General features: G+C 44.1%; 18 protein-coding genes. 12 read left to right on the forward strand and 6 right to left on the reverse strand.

Features of this window, described 5'->3' with window-relative positions; genetic code table 11:
• The first annotated feature begins 4 nt into the window (after positions 1-4).
• Complete coding sequence (locus R7P36_RS21950; RefSeq protein WP_395234527.1) at positions 5-1,759, forward strand: ABC transporter permease subunit; 1,755 nt, start codon at positions 5-7, stop codon at positions 1,757-1,759.
• A 178-nt stretch (positions 1,760-1,937) separates the two neighbouring features.
• Here the strand turns inward: R7P36_RS21950 and R7P36_RS21955 are convergent, their stop codons facing one another.
• Positions 1,938-2,696: a DeoR/GlpR family DNA-binding transcription regulator gene (locus R7P36_RS21955; protein WP_005375354.1), complete on the reverse strand. Its 759-nt coding sequence runs from the start codon at positions 2,694-2,696 to the stop codon at positions 1,938-1,940.
• 274 nt (positions 2,697-2,970) lie between these two features.
• Between R7P36_RS21955 and ltnD the strand changes: the two genes are divergently transcribed.
• The 6 genes from ltnD (at position 2,971) to R7P36_RS21985 (ending at position 9,110) form a co-directional block, all read left to right on the forward strand.
• Positions 2,971-3,879: an L-threonate dehydrogenase gene (gene ltnD / locus R7P36_RS21960; protein ID WP_054701282.1), complete on the forward strand. Its 909-nt coding sequence runs from the start codon at positions 2,971-2,973 to the stop codon at positions 3,877-3,879.
• A gap of 25 nt (positions 3,880-3,904) precedes the next feature.
• On the forward strand, positions 3,905-5,161 hold the full coding sequence (otnK, locus tag R7P36_RS21965) for a 3-oxo-tetronate kinase (protein ID WP_005375358.1): 1,257 nt from the start codon (positions 3,905-3,907) through the stop codon (positions 5,159-5,161).
• 11 nt (positions 5,162-5,172) lie between these two features.
• Positions 5,173-5,820 (forward strand): aldolase, encoded by a 648-nt coding sequence (locus tag R7P36_RS21970; protein ID WP_005385078.1) that lies wholly within the window; start codon positions 5,173-5,175, stop codon positions 5,818-5,820.
• Positions 5,820-6,596 (forward strand): 2-oxo-tetronate isomerase, encoded by a 777-nt coding sequence (gene otnI / locus R7P36_RS21975; protein ID WP_005375365.1) that lies wholly within the window; start codon positions 5,820-5,822, stop codon positions 6,594-6,596. The genes R7P36_RS21970 and otnI overlap by 1 nt, the downstream gene beginning before the upstream one ends.
• Positions 6,597-6,657: 61 nt before the next feature.
• Positions 6,658-7,617 (forward strand): D-erythronate dehydrogenase, encoded by a 960-nt coding sequence (denD, locus tag R7P36_RS21980; protein ID WP_005375367.1) that lies wholly within the window; start codon positions 6,658-6,660, stop codon positions 7,615-7,617.
• Positions 7,617-9,110 (forward strand): GntP family permease, encoded by a 1,494-nt coding sequence (locus R7P36_RS21985; protein ID WP_005375369.1) that lies wholly within the window; start codon positions 7,617-7,619, stop codon positions 9,108-9,110. The genes denD and R7P36_RS21985 overlap by 1 nt, the downstream gene beginning before the upstream one ends.
• A 266-nt stretch (positions 9,111-9,376) precedes the next feature.
• Here the strand turns inward: R7P36_RS21985 and rcnR are convergent, their stop codons facing one another.
• Positions 9,377-9,649, reverse strand: a complete 273-nt coding sequence (rcnR, locus tag R7P36_RS21990) for a Ni(II)/Co(II)-binding transcriptional repressor RcnR (RefSeq protein ID WP_005375370.1) — start codon at positions 9,647-9,649, stop codon at positions 9,377-9,379.
• A gap of 135 nt (positions 9,650-9,784) precedes the next feature.
• On the opposite strand from rcnR, the gene R7P36_RS21995 reads away from it, so the two are divergent.
• Together R7P36_RS21995 and R7P36_RS22000 are read left to right on the forward strand one after the other, a co-directional pair.
• A complete protein-coding gene (locus tag R7P36_RS21995; RefSeq protein WP_158173187.1) occupies positions 9,785-10,861 on the forward strand; it encodes a nickel/cobalt efflux protein RcnA in 1,077 nt (358 codons plus the stop codon).
• A gap of 549 nt (positions 10,862-11,410) precedes the next feature.
• A complete protein-coding gene (locus R7P36_RS22000; RefSeq protein ID WP_017635256.1) occupies positions 11,411-12,970 on the forward strand; it encodes a methyl-accepting chemotaxis protein in 1,560 nt (519 codons plus the stop codon).
• A gap of 147 nt (positions 12,971-13,117) precedes the next feature.
• Here the strand turns inward: R7P36_RS22000 and R7P36_RS22005 are convergent, their stop codons facing one another.
• Positions 13,118-14,017, reverse strand: coding sequence for a LysR family transcriptional regulator (locus R7P36_RS22005; RefSeq protein ID WP_005385088.1), 900 nt, complete (start codon positions 14,015-14,017; stop codon positions 13,118-13,120).
• A gap of 141 nt (positions 14,018-14,158) precedes the next feature.
• Here R7P36_RS22005 and accD point away from each other — a divergent pair, with 141 nt between their 5' ends.
• Positions 14,159-15,022, forward strand: a complete 864-nt coding sequence (accD, locus tag R7P36_RS22010) for an acetyl-CoA carboxylase, carboxyltransferase subunit beta (RefSeq protein ID WP_017821534.1) — start codon at positions 14,159-14,161, stop codon at positions 15,020-15,022.
• Positions 15,023-15,053: 31 nt separating this feature from the next.
• Here the strand turns inward: accD and R7P36_RS22015 are convergent, their stop codons facing one another.
• A complete protein-coding gene (locus R7P36_RS22015) occupies positions 15,054-16,031 on the reverse strand; it encodes a hypothetical protein (protein WP_005375380.1) in 978 nt (325 codons plus the stop codon).
• A 448-nt stretch (positions 16,032-16,479) separates the two neighbouring features.
• Here R7P36_RS22015 and R7P36_RS22020 point away from each other — a divergent pair, with 448 nt between their 5' ends.
• Entirely contained in the window at positions 16,480-18,906 is a 2,427-nt protein-coding gene (locus R7P36_RS22020) for a M9 family metallopeptidase (protein WP_213899137.1), read from the forward strand.
• A gap of 280 nt (positions 18,907-19,186) precedes the next feature.
• On the forward strand, positions 19,187-19,417 hold the full coding sequence (locus tag R7P36_RS22025; RefSeq protein WP_005375384.1) for a PAS factor family protein: 231 nt from the start codon (positions 19,187-19,189) through the stop codon (positions 19,415-19,417).
• 77 nt (positions 19,418-19,494) lie between these two features.
• On the opposite strand, the gene R7P36_RS22030 is transcribed toward R7P36_RS22025, so the two are convergent.
• Both R7P36_RS22030 and R7P36_RS22035 read right to left on the reverse strand, forming a co-directional pair.
• Positions 19,495-19,872: a carboxymuconolactone decarboxylase family protein gene (locus R7P36_RS22030; protein WP_213899138.1), complete on the reverse strand. Its 378-nt coding sequence runs from the start codon at positions 19,870-19,872 to the stop codon at positions 19,495-19,497.
• Positions 19,873-19,930: 58 nt separating this feature from the next.
• On the reverse strand, positions 19,931-20,287 hold the full coding sequence (locus R7P36_RS22035; protein ID WP_017821530.1) for a MerR family transcriptional regulator: 357 nt from the start codon (positions 20,285-20,287) through the stop codon (positions 19,931-19,933).
• Positions 20,288-20,337: the final 50 nt, after the last annotated feature.

Consider the following 20,337-nt stretch of genomic DNA (forward strand, 5'->3'; position numbering starts at 1 on the left):
CTCGATGTCGTCTGTTGCCAACATGCGCTCTCGTTGGAGCGCTTGTATGCCTGAATGGTTTACGCGTTTTTTGTCGCGCTTCCTGTCTCTCGGGGTAGTGGTTGTGCTGGTGGGTTTGATGCCGGATATTGCCGGTATCGACCCAAGCCAATCAATCCTCCGTGCCCGTGCGGGTGCTCAACAATTGCTGACGGCAGAAGCTCTGCAAGCAATTCGAGAAGATCTTCAACTTGACCGCAGCGCTGCTGAGCGACTGTGGGATTGGTTGACGCTTGCCATGCAAGGTGACTTAGGTGTCTCTTGGGTGAGCGGGGCGTCCGTCATGGAGAGCGTTCAACAAACCGCAAAAAAGTCACTATTACTGATGCTTACAGCGCTAGGCATGGCATTTGTAATGTGCATGGCGAGTGTGCTTTACACCGTGCGTCGTTGGCAACAGAATCGTTTAGACAAGCATCATGACACGCTCAGTTCGGTGTTGGTTTCATTGCCTGAATACGTGATTGCTTCGTTGCTGATCATGGTGTTTTCCATCTGGTTTGGCTGGTTCCCGCCTTATGGTTGGCAAGGTGTGCAAAACCTCTGGCTACCCAGTTTGGCAATGGCATTGCCTGCTGCTGGCTTGTTCGGGCGCTTGCTCAATGACAGCCTCAAGCGTGTACTAGATGAGCCTTGGGTGATCACTTGGCTATCGGCGAACGTCAGTAAGTTTCAAATCTTACGCTTTGCCTTGTGGCGTGCCGTTAGTAACTTGATTCCTCAAATCGCAATGACGGTGATTGGTTTGACCGGCGGCGCGGTTGCTGTGGAGCAAGTGTTCTCCATTCCGGGTATCGGACGACTAATCTTAGGCGCCGCGAAGTCACAAGATCTGCCGATGCTGCAAGGTGGCTTGTTGGTGTTGCTGGTGTTCTCGATGTTGATCAGCAGTGCGAGCATCTTATTGCAACGCTGGTTACTCGGGCACAGTGTCACAAGTGGCAAGTTGATCAGCAGTCACAGCACGTTCCGTTTTACCCAAAGCACCACCAAACGCATCGTCAGTGCCACAATCTTTGCCTTGCTGATTGGTTGTGCGGGATGGGCATTAATGCGCGATCCTTACACCATCCAATTTACCCGCCTTGAATCGCCAAGCTTCGCAGCACCGTTTGGTGCCGATGCGGTTGGACGAGATCTGCTTGCTCGCGTTGGCGGCGGTATGATGTCGACAATCAAAATGGGCATCATCGCGACGTTCCTAAGTTTGGTGATTGGTTTGCTGCTCGGCTTCGTGACTCGTTATAGCCAAGGCTTAATTGAGATCACCAAAGGTGTGCCATACATTGTGGCTGGTCTGCTGATTGCTGGTCTAACGGGGATGAACCCAAACAGTGCTTTGATTGCGATTGTTATGGTGTCATGGGCACCATTAGCGGCGCACTGCGCGAGCTTGTTGATGGAAGCCAAAGCGCAGCCTTATACGCATCTTGCGCCCATTTGGGGAACCAGTCAGTGGCGAGTACTCCGCTACTACTTGTTGCCTTATGTGCTGCCGCCATTGATTCGTCATGCGTTTCTGCGTTTGCCTTACATTACGCTTAGCCTGACGTCTCTGAGTTTTATCGGACTTGGCGTTAAGCCGCCCGAACCTGAGTGGGGCTTATTGATTGCTGAAAACTTGCCTTACATAGAGCGCTCACCATTGGGTGTCTTGCTGCCAATCTTAGGCTTAGTTTTGATGGCAATTGCGGTGAATTTGATTTTTGATGACAAGTGACGAGCAGCGATAAAGCGAAGTGAGCTTCCATATCCCAGATGTAATCAGTAATTTGGTAATTTAGAAAACAAAAGGATGTGTTTTCTGCCAGAAAGTACACAGCACGGTCTATGTATATTGGAAGCACCTATAAATTAACGAGTATAAAAGTTACGCGAACTCAGATATTTAGGTAGTGTTACTCTTTATACACACGTAATCCTTTATCCGTTAATTCTTGAGTGACCACTTCGGATAGGTTTCGATCGGTAATAATTCCGTCCAATTGCTCGATGTCTAATGCATGAAAGCTCGCTATCTGACCGTATTTAGTTGAGTCTGAGATCAGATAATTGGTTTGTGCCGCCTTGATGATTGCTTTTTTAACGAGAACTTTATTTTCATTAGGTGTTGATAAGCCTTTCAAGCTCCAAGATGAAGTCGAAATAAAGGCGATATCAATATTTAGCCCATTCAAGAACTCTGCGACTTTTCCTCCAATGGTGGATTGGTTCTCGCGGTCAATTTTTCCCCCAGTGTGGTAAAGCTCACATTCACTGTGCGTCATAAGGAAAGCAGCAATAGAGAAGTCATTGGTGATCACTAAAAGATCATTACGATTTGCTATTTGATGGGCGATTTCTAGAGAGGTTGTTCCCGCATCCAAGTAAATCGTAGCGTCTTGACCAATTAACGTAGCCGCCAGCTTACCAATTTGAATTTTTTCATCCGCTTGTTGCTCGACCTTCGCATCATGGGAAAGTTCGGAATGTAGAGCTTGAGCGAGTTGCACTCCACCAGAAACAGAAACGACTTTACCTGAGGATTCAAGCTTCACGATATCACGACGAATGGTCATATGTGATACGCCAAGGTGGTCGGTTAAATCTGAAATGCTTAACACTTCTTGATGTGATAACAGGGATAATATGGTTCTTTGACGTTCTGCTGGGATCATAGTTTCACTTCTATATTCTTGTTTTTCAGTATCCTACCAATCTTTTCATTTGTTGTGAATATCTGTGAATTATGTTCTCAACGTTGTAAGAACAGCCTTCGCTTGTGTTAACTGCTCGGATTATCTCTGCCCATAAAGAGGTATATATCACGACATTGTTAATTTGTGTGAAAAAATGTGATTCAAAGCGAGGTCTTAGTATTAATCTTCACATATAATCACATCAACCAAACAAGAATTAACAAAGTTTAATAGACCAGAAGGCATTGTTTTTATGAGTGAAGTTCAATCTGTAGGTGTTATCGGTTTAGGCTCTATGGGAATGGGCGCCGCAAAGTCATGTGTGCGTGCAGGCCTCGATGTCTATGGTTTCGATTTAAATTCTCAAGCGCTTGAAGAGTTAGGTTCATTCGGTGCAAAAGCTGTTTCTACAAATGCAGTTGAGTTTGCAGATAAGCTTGATTCGGTTCTAGTTCTTGTTGTGAACGCAGCTCAAGTTAACACGGTCTTGTTCAAAACCGGTCTTGCTACAGCGCTTAAGCCGAATACGCCAGTAATGGTTTCAGCAACCATCTCAGCAGAAGACGCAAAACAAATTGAAGCGAAATTGGCAGAACACAATCTTGTGATGCTTGATGCACCGGTATCTGGTGGTGCTGCAAAAGCAGAATTAGGTGAGATGACTATTATGGCGTCGGGAGCGCAAAGCACATTTGATGCACTTGAACCAGTACTCAACGCAACGGCAGCTAAAGTCTACAACATCGGTGAAGCGATTGGCCTAGGCGCAACTGTGAAGATTATCCACCAATTGCTAGCAGGTGTTCATATCGCAGCTGGTGCTGAAGCAATGGCATTAGCGGCACGTGCAAACATTCCTCTTGACCTGATGTACGACGTGGTGACGAATGCAGCGGGTAACTCTTGGATGTTTGAGAACCGCATGAAGCATGTAGTTGATGGTGATTACTCCCCTAAATCTATGGTCGACATCTTTGTGAAAGATTTAAACCTCGTATCGGACACAGCAAAAGATCTCAAATTTCCACTTCCTCTATCAAGCACAGCACTAAACATGTTTTTGAGTGCAAGCAATGCTGGTTTTGGCCAGGAGGACGACAGTTCCGTTATCAAGATTTTTGATGGTATTGAGCTTCCAGGTGTAGAAAACAAACAGAAATAAGCGCACGTAAAACGGAGAAAAAATGATGTTATTAGGCGTTATCGCAGACGACTTTACTGGCGCAACAGACATCGCAGGTTTTCTTGTAGAAAACGGCATGCGCACAGTTCAGCTTAACGGTATTCCAAAAGAAGAGATTGATGTAAACGCAGATGCGGTCGTGATCAGTCTTAAATCTCGCTCTTGTCCTGTAGATGAGGCAATCGAGGATTCAGTAGCGGCGCTTAAGTGGCTGCAAGCAAATGGCTGTCAGCAGTTTTACTTCAAGTACTGCTCAACGTTTGACAGCACAGCAGAAGGTAACATTGGTCCTGTAACGGATGCACTGCTTGCAGAGCTAGGTGAAGCGTTCACCATTGTATGCCCATCATTACCAGTGAATGGTCGCACAGTTTACAACGGCCATCTATTTGTATTCCAAGACTTGCTAAGCGACTCAGGTATGCGTAATCACCCTGTGACACCAATGACTGATTCAAGCCTAGTTCGTATGATGGATGCTCAATCTCAAGGCAAATCTGGCCTGGTGAACTTCCAAATAATTGAACAAGGTCCAAAAGCGGTAATTGGGCGCTTTGAAGAGCTAAAAGTACAAGGCAACCGCTATGCAGTGGTTGATGCATTCAATGCAGAGCATCTTGTCACACTTGGTCAAGCGGCGAAGTCTCTAAAACTGGTAACTGGTGGTTCTGGTTTGGCTGCGGGTATTGCTAAGAACTGGATAGAGAACCTTGAAGATCAAAGTGATGCGAAGCAAGAGGGGAACCCTAAAAAGGCACCAACCGTTGTGTTATCTGGATCTTGTTCTGTCATGACCAACCAACAGGTCGCTGTTTACAAAGAAAAAGCGCCACACTTTGCTATTGATGTGAAGGCGTGTCTGACGGAAGAAGATTACTTAAATCAAGTGTTTGATTGGGTCATGACCAACATCGAAAGCGAGTTCGCACCACTGGTTTACGCAACCGCAGATGCAGCGGCGTTAAAAGCGATTCAACAAGAGTTTGGCGCGCATGCTTCAAGTCACGCGGTTGAACAATTCTTTAGCCAACTTGCAGTTAAACTTCAGCAGAACGGTGTGAAAAATTTCATCGTTGCGGGTGGGGAAACCTCAGGGGTTGTAACCCAAAGCCTAGCCGTAAAAGGTTTTCATATCGGTCCTCAAATCGCACCAGGTGTACCTTGGGTGAAGTCACTTGAAGGCGAGCTTTCTTTGGCTCTGAAATCGGGCAACTTCGGCGATGAACACTTCTTTGCCAAAGCACAGTCGTTTTTTGAATAGGTGAGGTTGTGATGAATAAAGAATTGATGACAGAACAACAACTGCGAGAGCAAATGGTCACTATGGCGCGCTCTATGTTTGAACGTGGCTATGCGACTGGCGGCGCTGGCAACCTTTCTCTAAAACTGCCTAATGGACACTTTCTGGCAACGCCAACTGGTTCTTCGTTCGGCCGCTTGATTGCTGAAGAGCTTTCGGTTGTGGATATTGATGGCAACCATATCTCTGGTGAAAAGCCATCAAAAGAAGTCGCTTTTCATCTGGCGATTTATCGAAATAACTCAAAGTGTAATGCGATTGTGCATCTGCATTCTACTTACTTGACGGCGCTTTCTTGTCTTGAAGGTCTAGATCGCGAGAATGCCATCAAAGCTTTTACACCTTACTTTGTAATGCGCATTGGCGAACTGCCAGTGATTCCGTACCTGCGCCCGGGCGACCCTCAGATTGCTGAAGAACTTGCGCAACGGGCTAGTGACTACCGAGCTTTCCTCCTGGCGAACCATGGTCCAGTGATCACGGGTACGGACTTTGAAGATGCAGTGGATAACGCAGAAGAGCTAGAAGAGACAGCGAAGCTAGCGTTCATTCTGAAAGACAGCAACATCCGCTACTTAACGGATACTGAGATTCAAGACCTAAAAGGGAGAGGTAAGTAATGGCTAAATTCGCGGCAAATCTGACAATGTTATTCACAGAAGTTCCTTTTCTAGATCGTTTCGAAAAAGCACACCAAGCGGGCTTCAAAGCGGTGGAATACCTTTTCCCATACGCATTCGAAGCGCAAGAACTAGCAAGCAAGATACAGCAGTTTGGTTTTGAGCAAGCGTTATTCAACATGCCTCCAGGTGATTGGGATGCAGGTGAACGAGGTTTTGCAGCTATTCCGGGGCGTGAGGATGAATTTAAAACGAGCGTCGAGACTGCGCTGATGTACGCCAAGGCACTGAACTGTAAAAAGGTTCACGCTATGTCTGGCATTGTTGATTCACGCTTCACTCGTGATCAGCATATTGAAACCTTTATCTCAAACATTCGTTATGCAGCGGATAAGTTTGCCGAACATGGTGTTGAGCTGATGATTGAGCCACTCAACAATCGCGATGTACCGAACTACTTTGTTGCACATCAACGTGAAGCGGTGGAACTCATCAAACAAGTGGCTCGTCCAAACGTGAAATTGCAGCTCGATCTCTATCACGCACAAATTATGGACGGTGATCTGAGTACGTTGATTCGCGATGTGGCGCCATACACAGGCCATATTCAAATTGCTTCTGTGCCTGAAAGGCACGAACCATCGGAAGGCGAACTGAATTACCCACACCTATTCAATGTTTTGGATGACTCTGGTTACCAAGGCTGGATCGGTTGTGAATACAACCCAAGGCATAGCACGCAGCTGGGCCTTAGTTGGGTTAAACCATACCTATAACAATTTTAATTTCTATCCATAAATAACTTGAAACCAATTACAAAAACAAAGGGTCGTGACTATGAATATTATCATAACTGGAGGGGCGGGTTTTCTCGGAACCCTACTTGCCAAATCACTACTAAAAGAAAACAAAGCTGAAAGTATTACTATTGTCGACATTCAAAAGTCGCGCTTAGAGGGCATTGATGACCGAGTCGTTTCTTTAGTCATGGATATGACAAAGCGAGAAAATATAGACCAAGTTATTACTGCCGAAACGACACACATTTTTCATTTAGCGGCAATTGTATCGAGCCATGCTGAGCAAGATTTTGATTTAGGCGTAGCTGTAAACCTGACGACCACACAGTTATTGCTTGAGCGTTGCCGTAAAGTAAACCCTAATATTCGTTTTACGTTTGCTTCATCTTTAGCTGTATTTGGTGGTGATCTTCCGGAAACGATTACACCAATAACAGCACTTCATCCTCAGTCATCCTACGGGACGCAAAAAGCTATAGGTGAGTTATTGGTGAACGACTATGCCCGTAAAGGCTTTGTTAAAGCTGTATCCGTACGTTTACCGACTATTTGTATTCGCCCTGGGAAACCAAACCTTGCCGCTAGCTCTTTCGTAAGCGGAATTATTCGTGAGCCTTTGAATGCTCAAGAATCAAATTGTCCTGTAGACCCTACGCTAAAACTTTGGATATCGAGCCCGTCTAGAGTGGTGGACAATATTCAATATGCAGGGCTAATGCCTTATGAGCAGTTAAATAATCTGTCCTATAGAACGCTTAATTTACCTGGTATTCAAACTACACCAGCTGAGATGATTCAAACAATGGACACTCTAATGGGTAAACAACTTTCTAATTATATTACCTATGAGCATGATGCGGGTATTGATCGTATTGTGAGTAGTTGGCCACAAAAAATTGATTGTACTAAAGAACTGGAGCTTGGATTTAAATCAGACAGTAATTTCAAGGATGTATTACAACAATTTATTTCTGTTAACAATATGGAGATTGTCTAATGTTACCAACCTCAGTAATTGGACTAATAGTAGCCGTATCAGTCCTTGTTTTTCTTGTATTACGTACAAAAGTACATGTGTTAATTGCGATGTTAATTGCGGCATGTATCGCAGGTATTATTGGTGGGTTAAGTGTTGACGACACGATTGCGACCGTTAGCAAAGGATTTGGTGGAACATTAGGCGGTATAGGGATTGTCATCGGTCTCGGCGTTATGATGGGGGCTATTTTAGAGGCTTCTGGAGCAGGAGAAAGTATTGCCTATAATTTTATAAAGTGGTTAGGAAAAAAGAAAGAAGAGGCCGCTCTTGCTGTAACTGGCTATATTGTTAGCATCCCAATCTTTGTGGATAGCGCGCTTATCATTCTTTATCCAATAGCGAAGTCTTTGTCAAAAACGTCCAATCGCTCGATTTTAACGCTTACGGTTGCTCTGGCGGGCGGCTTGGTCGTAGCGCATCACGCTATTCCGCCGACTCCAGGGCCTTTGGGAGTTGCTGGTATCTTTGGTGTCGATCTTGCCAGCATGTTAGGTTTTGGTTTGATGATCGCAGCGCCTTGTGTCATGGGTATTGTTTGGTATGCAAGATGGTTAGAAAAGCAGTTTCCTGAATTCATTCCAACCGAACATTTCTCGAAGTCTAGTGAGCAACTGATTAATGATCACAAAGAGTACATTGCAAGTAAAGAAGCGAAAGACCTACCATCTTTAAGTAAATCTATCGCTCCAATTATTATCCCAATTTTACTTATACTTGCGAAATCAGTGATGGGTTTATTAGAGGGGACTTTCGGTTTCGAAGGGCTGACTGCAACAACATTTGGTCAATTTATCGCTTTTATCGGCAGCCCTACTATTGCACTATCAATAGCGACGTTATTAGCGGTTTACACATTGGGTAATAACCTTACCAAAGAAGAAGCGAATGAAAAGATGGAACAAGGAATCTCCACTTGTGGCATCATTTTGTTAGTAACAGGAGCTGGTGGCGCGTTAGGTGCCGTATTGCGTGAAACGGGTGCGGGCGCAGAGATTGCTAACCAAGTTGCAGGGCTTCCTATTTCTGCGGTTATGATTCCATTTATTATTGCGACGTTAGTTCGTATTATTCAGGGCTCTGGTACAGTCTCCATGATAACCGCTGCTTCTATATCTGCCCCAGTTTTAGTAAATATTCCTGACGTTAACCTTTTATTCGCAGCGACGGCAGCTACGATGGGATCTCTATTTGCTGGCTACTTTAATGACTCGCTATTCCATATTGTTAATCGATTAATGGGGGTGACTGAGGTTAAGAAACAACTCATTATTTGGACTATTCCAACAACAATTGCTTGGGCTATTGGTGGTTCATTAGTCATGATTCTTAACTTATTCTTCGGATCTCATGGTTCAATCTTTGATCCTGTGTTACCACTTGCTGTACTTTTGGGGTGTGTTGCATTTACAAAATCTTACAGCGCTAAGCACGTCGAATTACAAGAGGTATAAAGGTTTACTTGTACTCTTCCATAAAGTAAAAACCTATCACAATATGTATTTTTATCAGATAGTTTAGAGTTTTTTAATAATATGAACGGCCCTATGTTTGGGCCGTTTTAGTTCTTATAAATAAACTATTTAACTCGAACCGATATAGGTTCCATTTTCAACTTAATCAATATGAAATGGAATTGTTATTTCCCGCTTAGTAAGCGATTACCTATAAAGGATCTATTCGAGTTTAACCCTAGTGACTTTACTCTAGCGAAGTAGGGTTACTTTATATAAGAGTCCAGTACTTTTAATACGACTTCCATATCTTTTTCACGTTGAGTTTTGTCTTCCTCAAGTACAACGTGCTCAAGTAAGTGACCTTTAATTACTTCTCGCATCAAACCATTTACTGCTCCCCGAATAGCGGCAATCTGCTGCAACACATCTTGGCATTCATGCTCTTCTTCCAGCATTTTTTTAAGTCCATTCACCTGACCCTGTATTTTACTGACTCGAGTGTTGAGCTTCTTTTGATCTCTGGTTGTATGCGACATGTCTTATCTTCTTTAAGTTACGGGCCGAGTTATTCTAACTGATAATGTAGCACTCAATTTATACTGGGGGGTAGTATTTAATACTAGGGGGGAGTATAGTTTGCGATAAATTAGAATCAACAACAGAGAACAACAATGGATTTTGTCGCGTTACTACAACAAGGTAATGGGTGGTTCTTTATTCCCAGTGCCATTTTGCTTGGCGCTTTGCATGGTTTAGAACCTGGGCACTCTAAAACGATGATGGCGGCGTTCATTGTCGCTGTGAAAGGAACGGTCAAACAAGCCGTGATGCTGGGTTTAGCTGCCACACTTTCTCACACTGCAATTGTATGGTTAATCGCTGTTGGCGGGATGTATATTAGCCAGAAATTCACCGCTGAAGCGGCTGAACCATGGATGCAACTTATCTCTGGGGTCATTATCGTGACAACCGGCGTATGGATGTTTTGGCGGACATGGAGCGATGAGCGAGCTTGGAACAAAGCTCAGGAGCATGCTCGCGACTGGACGACGCAAGTTGTGGATACAGGACATGGGCATGTTTCGCTTTCGATTACACAGGAAGGGGAGCATCACCGTTTCCAATTGCGAACACTCAGCGGTAAACCTTTAACTGCTGAAGGTATCAAGGTTTCGGTATCGAGTGATGGTTATCAACCTGCTGATATTTATCACTTTATAGAGCGTGATGGATACTTGGAATCGGCGTCTTGCATTGAAGTCTCTAATGGACTTTCTGTCACTTTGATCATCGGGCACCATGATCATACCCATGACTTTGATGTACATTTCCGTCCTGGGTCTCATTTAGAAAGCGAAGATAAGGAATATCAAGATGCTCACGAGCGCGCTCACGCTTTAGACATTCAAAAGCGCTTTGAGAATCGAGACGTGACGAATGGGCAAATTCTGCTGTTTGGATTAACGGGCGGTTTGATTCCATGCCCTGCTGCGGTAACGGTTTTGCTTATCTGTTTGCAGCTTAAGGCAATGACTCTTGGTGCGACTTTAGTTGTGTCATTCAGTATTGGCTTAGCCTTGACTCTGGTTGCTGTTGGCGTTGTGGCTGCAGTGGGCGTGCAAAAAGCGACATCTAAATGGAGCGGTTTGAATGATGTTGCACGTCGAGCTCCTTACTTATCGGGCGTCTTGATCAGTGCAGTTGGTTTATACATGGGTATGCATGGATACATATCGCTGACGAGTTAAACTCTGTGGTAAAGATTTTTTTCCTTTCTTTTTTATGGGCAATGGCTTCATGCCTTGGTTTACCTATTTTGCTGCCGATTCTTGATTGAGAATTACTCGATCTGACATCGCTGCCATATCTACAAACCAAGTCATTCTCGCTTCACCAAACATCTCGTATTACAACCGCTGCGATTGTGGCTCTAATATCTGAACCTGAGATACTAAATGATAAAACGGGAGCACTGACCACAGCGCTCCCGACGGTCAAAACGCTAATTAGAAGTCTTTTCTTTAATGTTCGATACCAATTTGGTCGCATAGTTAAATTTAACTATGCAAACGTTTCCTTTTGCGTACTCGTCCCTTCGCCAAACCTCGTAGAAATGTGACGTTTTGAAGACTTTTTTTCCTTCTGTCTAAAGTAATCGGGAACCAAGCAGATACATAGTTATAAAGTTATGTCTTGCTCTGCCAAACAGACCCAAAATGCAGTTTGGTTGGTTTTGGAGAAGAAAGGCTTAGCGCTCGATTAATGAGCATCAATTGAATTGTATTGAGACAATTATAATGAAAAGAATCATCTTATTAGCAGTCTGCGCCATGTTTGGTATTGCTGTCGTGGCGAGTATGGCATCAACGTACCTAATTTCGAGTCAGAAAATCGATGACATCATCTTAAACAAATCCCAAGTTCAAGCTGAGTTTCTAGCGGGAAATGCGAGTTATATTTTGGAGAACTCAGCCAATCCAATGCAAGATTTACAATCGCTTGTTGAGGGGCTGAAACAACGTTCAGACGTGAGTTATGCCGTTGTAATTGACCGTAACGTAACGGCAGTAGCCCACAGTGATAAGCACAAGCTGAACAAAACCTATAACGATGAATATACTGTTGAAGGCGCGACGAGAGGTGTTCAACAGTACTCAAAGTGGTATGCCGATGTCCAGAAAGTATGGGTGTTTGACATCATGGCACCAATTTATGTGGATGGTCAGTTATACGGTACTTTTGATATTGGTATTCCTATTACCGAAGTGAGCCAAGCGACGAATGGAATTATTACTTACCAGTTGATCTCTATGGTGGCGATCTTCGTTATGTGTGTTTTGATTCTGTCACTTCTGCTAAATAAACTGATGAGACCGCTTTCTGCGCTTAAAGACGCTCTACAAGACATCTCAAAAGGAGACGGAGACTTAACCGTTCGTTTGCCAGCGAAAGGTAATGACGAAGTCGCGCAAATTTCTTCTGCTTTCAACGTTTTTGTTGGGAAAGTACATGAGATTATTACACAAGTTGTAAATACTGGTGTGGAGCTTAATAGTTCAGCTGTCGCTTTGCGTGGGCAATCTCAGCAAGCGCTCACAAGAGGGCAAGAGCAGAACGAGCAAACCATGCTGGTTGTCACATCCATGAACGAAATGATTGCGACGGTCAATGAAATTGCCTCCAATGCTGCCGGAGCGGCAAATGCTGCGAGTGCAGCAAGTAATGAAGCGCAAGATGGCTACACGACGCTAGAAAGAACCAAAACGGCGATGACTAATCTTGAAAACGAGATGAACAGCACTTCCAACATTATCGTGAGTCTTGCTGAAAATACTCAGTCGATTGGTAGTATTCTAGAGGTTATTAGAGGTATTTCGGAGCAAACCAATCTATTGGCTCTCAATGCGGCTATCGAAGCTGCACGCGCTGGTGATGCCGGCCGAGGTTTTGCAGTCGTAGCTGATGAAGTTCGCAACCTAGCGACTAAAACGGCTCATTCTACCGATGAAATTGACAACATGATTCACCAGCTACAAACTGAAGCTCAAAGTGCGGTGAATTCAATGAGCAATAGTAAGACTCTTATTGAAGAAGGAACGGCAGAAACCGAGTTAGCTCGACAGGCTTTAGAAGCAATAGCTGCACAAGTGACGACTATTTCAGATATCAATACTCAAGTAGCAACCGCAACAGAACAGCAATCAACGGTAGCAAACGAAATTAATATGAACATGGATACCGTCAGCCACTCAGTGAAAAGTGCGCTAACGGCGAGTGAGCAACTAGAAGAATCAAGTCAACAACTCGCGGAGCTATCGCGAACACTCGATCGTCACGTAGGAGCGTTTAGAATCTAAACGCCAACTGACCCTCTTTAATAAAAGCCAGTAAATGTTAATTGCTGGCTTTTTTATTTGAAAAAATCGAGTCTCAAATCGCTTAGCGGTGTTTGTCCTTTCTAGACGATAAAACAGAATACGATAAATTAGTTGAGTAAAGCTTAGCTAGGCGTTAAGTTTTGCGTTTTGCTTTAAATGTTCAACAAACATAGATATTTTCTTAGCTACATGTTTTCTAGACGAGTAAAAGGCGTAAAGCACTAAATCCTCAGGTTCGTACTCTAGAGTGACGATTTCTAGCTCACCATTTTTGATCTCATTTTGGCATGACTCAATTGGCAATATTGCGTATCCAAGCCCTGATAACGCGCCATATCTGGCGAGATGACCGCTGTTTACTTTGAATGAAGATTGCACAGTTTGAGTAATATGGCCCCCAACAGGGTTTCTGAATACCCATGGTGCACCATTTACTGCGGTAAGCGTCGTGATGCAGGGAACATGACTTAGATCCGTAATTTTGTAAGGGGTGGCGTATTTCTCAATTAGTTGAGGCGCGGCTAAAATGGCACTGGGCCAGCGTTTTATCTCTCTCGCCACCCAGTTACTGTCTGACAAAGTCCCTCTATGAAAACTCAAAATGACATCAAAGCTGTCAATAACATCATCTTTAGGGTTTAGCGTTGTATCGCAAGACAAAGAGATTGACGGGTATTGCGTGCAAAAGGTGACAACCGCTTTGGCCAGTACAGGTGTGTCTGGCATAAGAATTCGCAGTTCCCCTGTTACCGTGTGTGAGTGGCGCGTTACCGTTTCTAGTGCGGCGTTGAGTTGCTCCAATAACGGACGAGTGCTGCTATAGAGCTCTTCTCCAGCCTCGGTAGGCGTCATTCGCCTTGTTGTTCTATTGAACAACCTAATGTTTAACTTTTCTTCAAGCAGGGCAATGTGTCGGCTGACATTTGATGTTGGTATATTCAAACACTCAGCGGCTCGCTTAAAGCTGTTGTTCTCATAAACACAGTGAAAACTTTTTAACCAGATTTGGTCAACGTTATCAAACATTTCATTATCCCACTTTATTGGATTATCAAGCCAGCATATCGCACTTTATCCCTGTACTAAGTTACATACAATCTTATTTACAAGTTTAAGCGAACAAACAACGAAATATCGCGCTAGAACGTAATCAATAGTGGTGAATTTATGAGCTGGTTAGAACGGTTATTTGAGAATAAAAATATAATAGGTTCGCGCAAAGCGTCTATCCCTGAGGGAGTTTGGACAAAGTGTCCTGAGTGTGAACAAATACTTTATCGTGCCGCGTTAAAAGAAAATTTGGAAGTATGCCCTAAATGCTCATATCACATGAGAATGGCTGCGCGTCAAAGGTTGATCTCTTTTCTGGACCATGGAACACAACAAGAGTTGGCAAGTGAGTTGGAGCCACAAGATATTTTGGGTTTTAAAGACTTAAAGCGATATAAAGAGCGAATTGCTTTAGCACAGAAAACGACTGGAGAAAAAGATGCGTTGGTGGTGATGGAGGGCAAGTTATTGGGGCTGCCTGTTGTTGCGTGTGCATTCGAATTCTCTTTCATGGCAGGCTCGATGGGCGCAGTGGTTGGCGAGAAGTTTGTCCGAGCAGTTGAAAGCGCAATTAATACAAAATCTGGGTTAGTATGTTTTTCCGCTTGCGGAGGGGCGCGCATGCAAGAGTCTTTGGTGGCACTAATGCAAATGTCAAAAACCAGCGCCGCGTTAAACCACTTATCTGAGCACAGATTACCCTATATCTCAGTATTGACGGACCAAACTTATGGTGGCGTCTCGGCGAGTTTAGCCATGTTAGGAGACATCAATATTGGTGAACCTAAAGCAAGTATTGGCTTTGCGGGAAGACGTGTCATTGAGCAAACGGTACGTGAAAAGTTACCAGACGAGTTTCAGCGAAGTGAATTTTTACTAGCGCATGGTGCGCTAGATATGATTGTCGATAGACGTGAAATGCGCGATCGCGTTGGCCGCTTACTGGCTAAGTTAACCAACGCGAGGGTGGTCTCAGAATAGGTTGTATTAAAATTAGACTTAGTACTTGCGTTTATTGAGCCGTAATCATTACAAACCGTTCATTTTGCCCCCATCTTGGTTCCGCATTCATTAGGCTGAGATCCAACGCCGTTTGGTATGGGTCAACAGCAAAATGGTTGCTTACTAACCCCCAGAGCATCCAGTTGATTGCGGTTTCATTCTCGGTAAGCTCTTCGAGTGGCGCTTGGAGGAAAAAGTACTCATCTTCGCCATCGTAACCGAGCCGATCATAGATAATGTTGCGTAGCTCTCGATCCAAATCATGTTGGAGGTTGATTGAGTCGTACAGTTGCTCTTCTGTTGGGCCATTCTCATGGTGATAAACATTGCGTTTTGACTCTTTGTGTAAAGTACCTGCGCCAGTTTCAATGCTTACTTTCTTTTGCGAGTGTTGCTCAAGAACTTGAATGATTTCATCCTCTAGTTGATCGAGTTTACTCAGCAAAACTTGATTGTTTATGTCACCAGCGGGGGAGGCCATCGTTTGGAAGGCTTTCACTCTCTCGTAGACTGCTTTCCCGTGAGGAAGGGCTGCAAAACACTGTTCTTGGAGCGCTTCATTGGCTTGCCAAATGCCCGAGTAGAGCTCGTAATCATGTGTATATGGTGGAAGCTCTTCAGTATCTTCCCCTAATAATTCTCGCCAGCGCTTTTGCCACTGTTCTTCTTTTGCGTGTTTTACACGCGCGTATTGCTTAACCCAGCGGTTACGAAGTTTTACCCCAAAAATGGCAAGTCCCCATGGAGCGAGCAAATAAAAATAATAGTGAGAAGAGTTATCCCAAAAGTAACCGTAAACGTAAACACCAAAAGCAAGCACCCAAGTTCCAATAGTACAAGCAATAACCCCGGACATTATTGATGATTGGCGCTTTGTTTCTCTTAATGTATTACCTTCAGCACATAACCAAAAAATGCCACCAAAAACAAAGGCAAACGTTGTCATGAAGTAGGCAATCCCCGCTCCCAAAAATCCCCAAAGTGACATGTATTATCCCTAGCCAAATATCTGCTTTATTCACTCATCAATGACTGGAGGAGTAAATGTGTTTGATTTGGCGGAGAATTTACCATTAATGCCAGCCTTTTGATATGCACTCGATGACTTATTGGGAATGAGTCACAAATAAAAATAGATGGTATCAAGCATCAAAATTTAATTTAGAACCTTTGATTGTCGTGAACTCTATCTGGAAGAGTTAAGGGGGGCGTTTAAGGGCAATTTTCCTCATAAAGTCGTTATTTAGAAAAAGGTAAATTAATGTTTTTATTGATAATTGTGAGTTTTTTGGGAGTGGGATTGCTCCCATTTAATTAGAGTAAAAGACCTATTTTTGGGAGCGGTTTCATAAATTTTATGACACTGATTTCACTGTTTGAGCTGTAAAGAATATAAATCCCCACTCAATGTATGTTAATAATCAATGAGTGTTGTTATGTCTCATATCCGTTTTTTCCCGCGCCATCGTTTGGCGCTTGCTTGTATGCTAGCGAGTGTGTCTGGCTTCTCTTTTGCACAAAATCAGTGTGCTGTTGCTGATTTACAACAATCGCGAGATCTGGCTACTGCCGTTTCTGGTGCTGAGTATGATTGCTACCACGCTTGGTTTTCAGCACCTTCAGAAACGCTGAATGATATCTATAGTGAAGCGAGCCTAAGCCGTATCCAAGTCGCGCTGGATCAAGAAATCGCTCGCTATCGTGGTGAAGCAGATCAAGCTCGTATTCTAGAGAACCTAGGCGAATTTATTCGAGCGGCCTACTACGTTCGCTACAACGCTGGTACTGGTACACCTGAGTTTTCGCAAGCGTTGAGTCAGCGTTTTGCTCAGTCGACGAACCTATTCCTAAACAACCCTCATGCTTTGGATCAAGGTCGTGAACAAGTTGGTGCAATGAAGAGCCTGACTTTGATGGTTGATAACGTTAAGCAGTTGCCGCTGACCATGGATAGCATGATGGCCGCGTTGATGCACTTTAATCGTGAAACCGCGCAGGACACGCAATGGGTCGATGGTTTAAACAACTTGTTCCGCTCTATGGCAGGCCATGCGGCGAACGATGCGTTCTACCGATACATGGCAAACAATACACACCATATTGATACGTTGGTGAAATTCGCATCTGATAATGCTTGGGCATTAGATACGGATGCAAGCTTTATCGTTTTCAATGCATTACGTGAAACTGGTCGTTTGCTCGCGAGCCCAGATCAGGAGACCAAACGCAAAGCATTGGCAGTAATGCAACAGGTGATGCAGCGTTATCCACTGGGTAGTGAGCATGACAAACTATGGCTTGCTGCCGTTGAAATGATGAGCTACTACGCACCAGAAGGCCTAAATGGTCTGAATATTGAGCAAGCCAAGCAAGATTTAGCTGCACGTGTAATGCCAAATCGTTTTGAATGTCAGGGACCTGCCATTATTCGCTCTGAGGATCTGACCGATGCTCAAGCAGCGAAAGCGTGTGAAGTGCTAGCGGCAAAAGAAGCCGACTTCCATCGAGTTGCGAATACGGGTAATCAACCTGTCGCTGATGATTTGAATGATCGTGTTGAAGTGGCGGTATTCGCGAGTAACACTAGTTACGTTGATTACTCTTCATTCCTATTTGGTAATACAACGGACAACGGTGGTCAGTACCTAGAAGGTGACCCTTCAAAAGCGGACAATACTGCGCGTTTCGTCGCTTATCGCTACGCGAATGGTGAAGATCTCTCTATCTTGAACCTAGAACATGAATACACGCACTATTTAGATGCACGATTTAACCAATACGGTTCGTTCAGCGATAACTTGGCTCATGGTCATATTGTTTGGTGGCTAGAAGGTTTTGCTGAATACATGCATTACAAGCAAGGTTACCAAGCTGCGATTGAGCTGATTGCAGATGGTAAACTGAGCCTTTCCACTGTGTTTGATACCACGTACTCTCACGATACCAATCGTATCTATCGTTGGGGTTATCTAGCTGTTCGATTCATGTTAGAAAATCATCCACAAGACGTCGAAAGCTTGTTGGCATTGTCGCGCTCTGGCCAGTTCGAACAATGGGCACAGCAGGTGACGTCTTTAGGTCAACAATACGATGCTGAGTTTGAACGTTGGTTGGACACATTAAAAGTGGAACCTGAGCAACCTGATACAGACCCAGAAGAGCCAACAGAACCAACAAGCCCTGAAGCACAAGTGACTGAATTGACGGCGAACCAAAGCCTTCAGCTCAGTGGCGAAGCATACAGCGAAAAACTGTTCTACGTTGATGTTCCAGCCAACACCGTTAACTTCAATGTATCTATTGAGGGTGCGGGTGATGCGGATCTTTACATGAGCTACAACAAAGTCGCGCATTACTATGATTTCGAAATGAGTCATTATGCTGATGGCAGCAATGAAGAGATTGTGTTTGAACCAGAGCAAGATGGTTACGTTAAAGCGGGTCGTTACTACATCAGCTTAACTGGACGTGATAGCTATGACTCAGTGAATCTTGTGGCTGCGTTAGAAGTGGAAGCGCAAACACCGCCAACCCAAGTGCAAGATGATTTAGCACCTGTGGTATTAGAGTCTGGTGAAGCCAAAATGCTTACCGTTCACAAGCAGCGTTATGCAGCAGTTTATGTGCCTGAAGGTGTTGAAGAGGTTCGTGTATGGCTAACGGCCCACTCTCAAACTGGTAATGTCGATCTATACGCGAGTAGGGAGCATTGGCCTACAGTAGAGCAGCACGAGTATGCGTCCAACTATGCAGGCAGCAATGAATACCTTGCGATTCCTGTTACTGAAGTAGGGTACGTGCACTTCGCTCTTCAGGCTCCAGAGCAAGGCGATGACGTTGAAATGCTAGTGCACTTCAACTAAAAATTCGATTAACTAAAGTCGAGATAAAACGTCGCTGATACAGCGGCGTTTTTGTTTATATCGGACACGATTATGAACAAACAGCGGCGAATGCTAGTTAATCGGCTGGTTTATCGAGTTATCAGTTGCCCTTTTTCTAAACGGCTTTAGGTTTGTATTGCAATTTACCGCGTACATAAACTTTTTTAGCGACGCGTTCTGTGACCTAGCTTCTGATTTGTGCTTCCCAAATGGATACAATATATATGCACCCCGTGCAATAAAGTGAAAAGGGAAAGACATGAAAACGCTTATTTATGAAACGTTGATTAGCCTTGCTAACCAAGAACCAGAACAACATGCAAGAATCCGACAAAATCTCTATGAACAGTTGGATCTGCCGTTCGATAAGCAGCTGGCTTTGTATTCTTGTGCCCTTGGTCCTGCAAGTTCAGGTAAGTTGGAGAGCAGTCAAGGCATTAACAACGCGGTAGATTGCGCAGTTAAACTGCTTGAAACTCCTGAGCGCTAATTCACTCGTTGTTTTAATCACGGCCCGATCCCCAAGGGCCGTTTTTAATTGCGGTTAAATTGATTTCAACGTTGTTATTACTCTGCTCTTTCCGCTAGCACTTCTTTGAATGCAAACATGCCGTTTAATGCCGTGGGAAACCCTGCGTAGACGGACATCTGCAAAATGATCTCTTTAATCTCATCCTCGCTGCAGCCTACATTCAGCGCTGCATTTAAGTGCACTTTTAGTTGCGGCGCGCAATTCCCCATTGCCGTTAGCGCGGCGACGGTTGCGATTTCTCTCGATTTTAGGTCTAAGCCCGGGCGAGCATAAATATCGCCAAACGGATACTCAATGGTGTACTGAGTTAAATCTGGACAAATATCTTGTAAGCTTTCGATGACATTATGACCAGCGTCGCCATCAATTTGAGAGAGTAGTTCTAATCCTTTGTTAAAGCGCGATTGTTCCATCGGTATGTTCCTAGTGAATAAATGTAAACACACCTTAATCGTTAGAGTTAACTCTAAGTCAACGAACTTTTCCACTTGTATACAAGGCAATTTTTTCTTCTAGAGCCGATAAGTGCTTTTTCTGTTGCTCAATGTGGCGTTTGAGGTTTTCTTGGTGTTGTTCTAACAGGGCTTGACGTTGTGGTACAGATTGAGAGCCGACTTCCCTTAATTTGGCATACTCTAGAATCTCTTCAAGTGGCATTGCAGTTTCTTTTAAACGCTTAACAAAGCTTATCCAGTTTAGATCTTTCGAACTATACATTCGATGTCCACTCGCGTTTCTATGGACATGTTTAAGTAAACCGATTTTTTCATAGTATCGAAGTGTATGAGCAGATAGCCCGACGAGGTCAGAAAATTCTTTGATATTCATTATTATCCTCCAAGGTAGAGCATACCCCATAGAGATAAGCTAAGTTTCGC

Source organism: Vibrio sp. 397 (genome assembly GCF_033339395.1).
Lineage (GTDB): Bacteria > Pseudomonadota > Gammaproteobacteria > Enterobacterales > Vibrionaceae > Vibrio > Vibrio alginolyticus.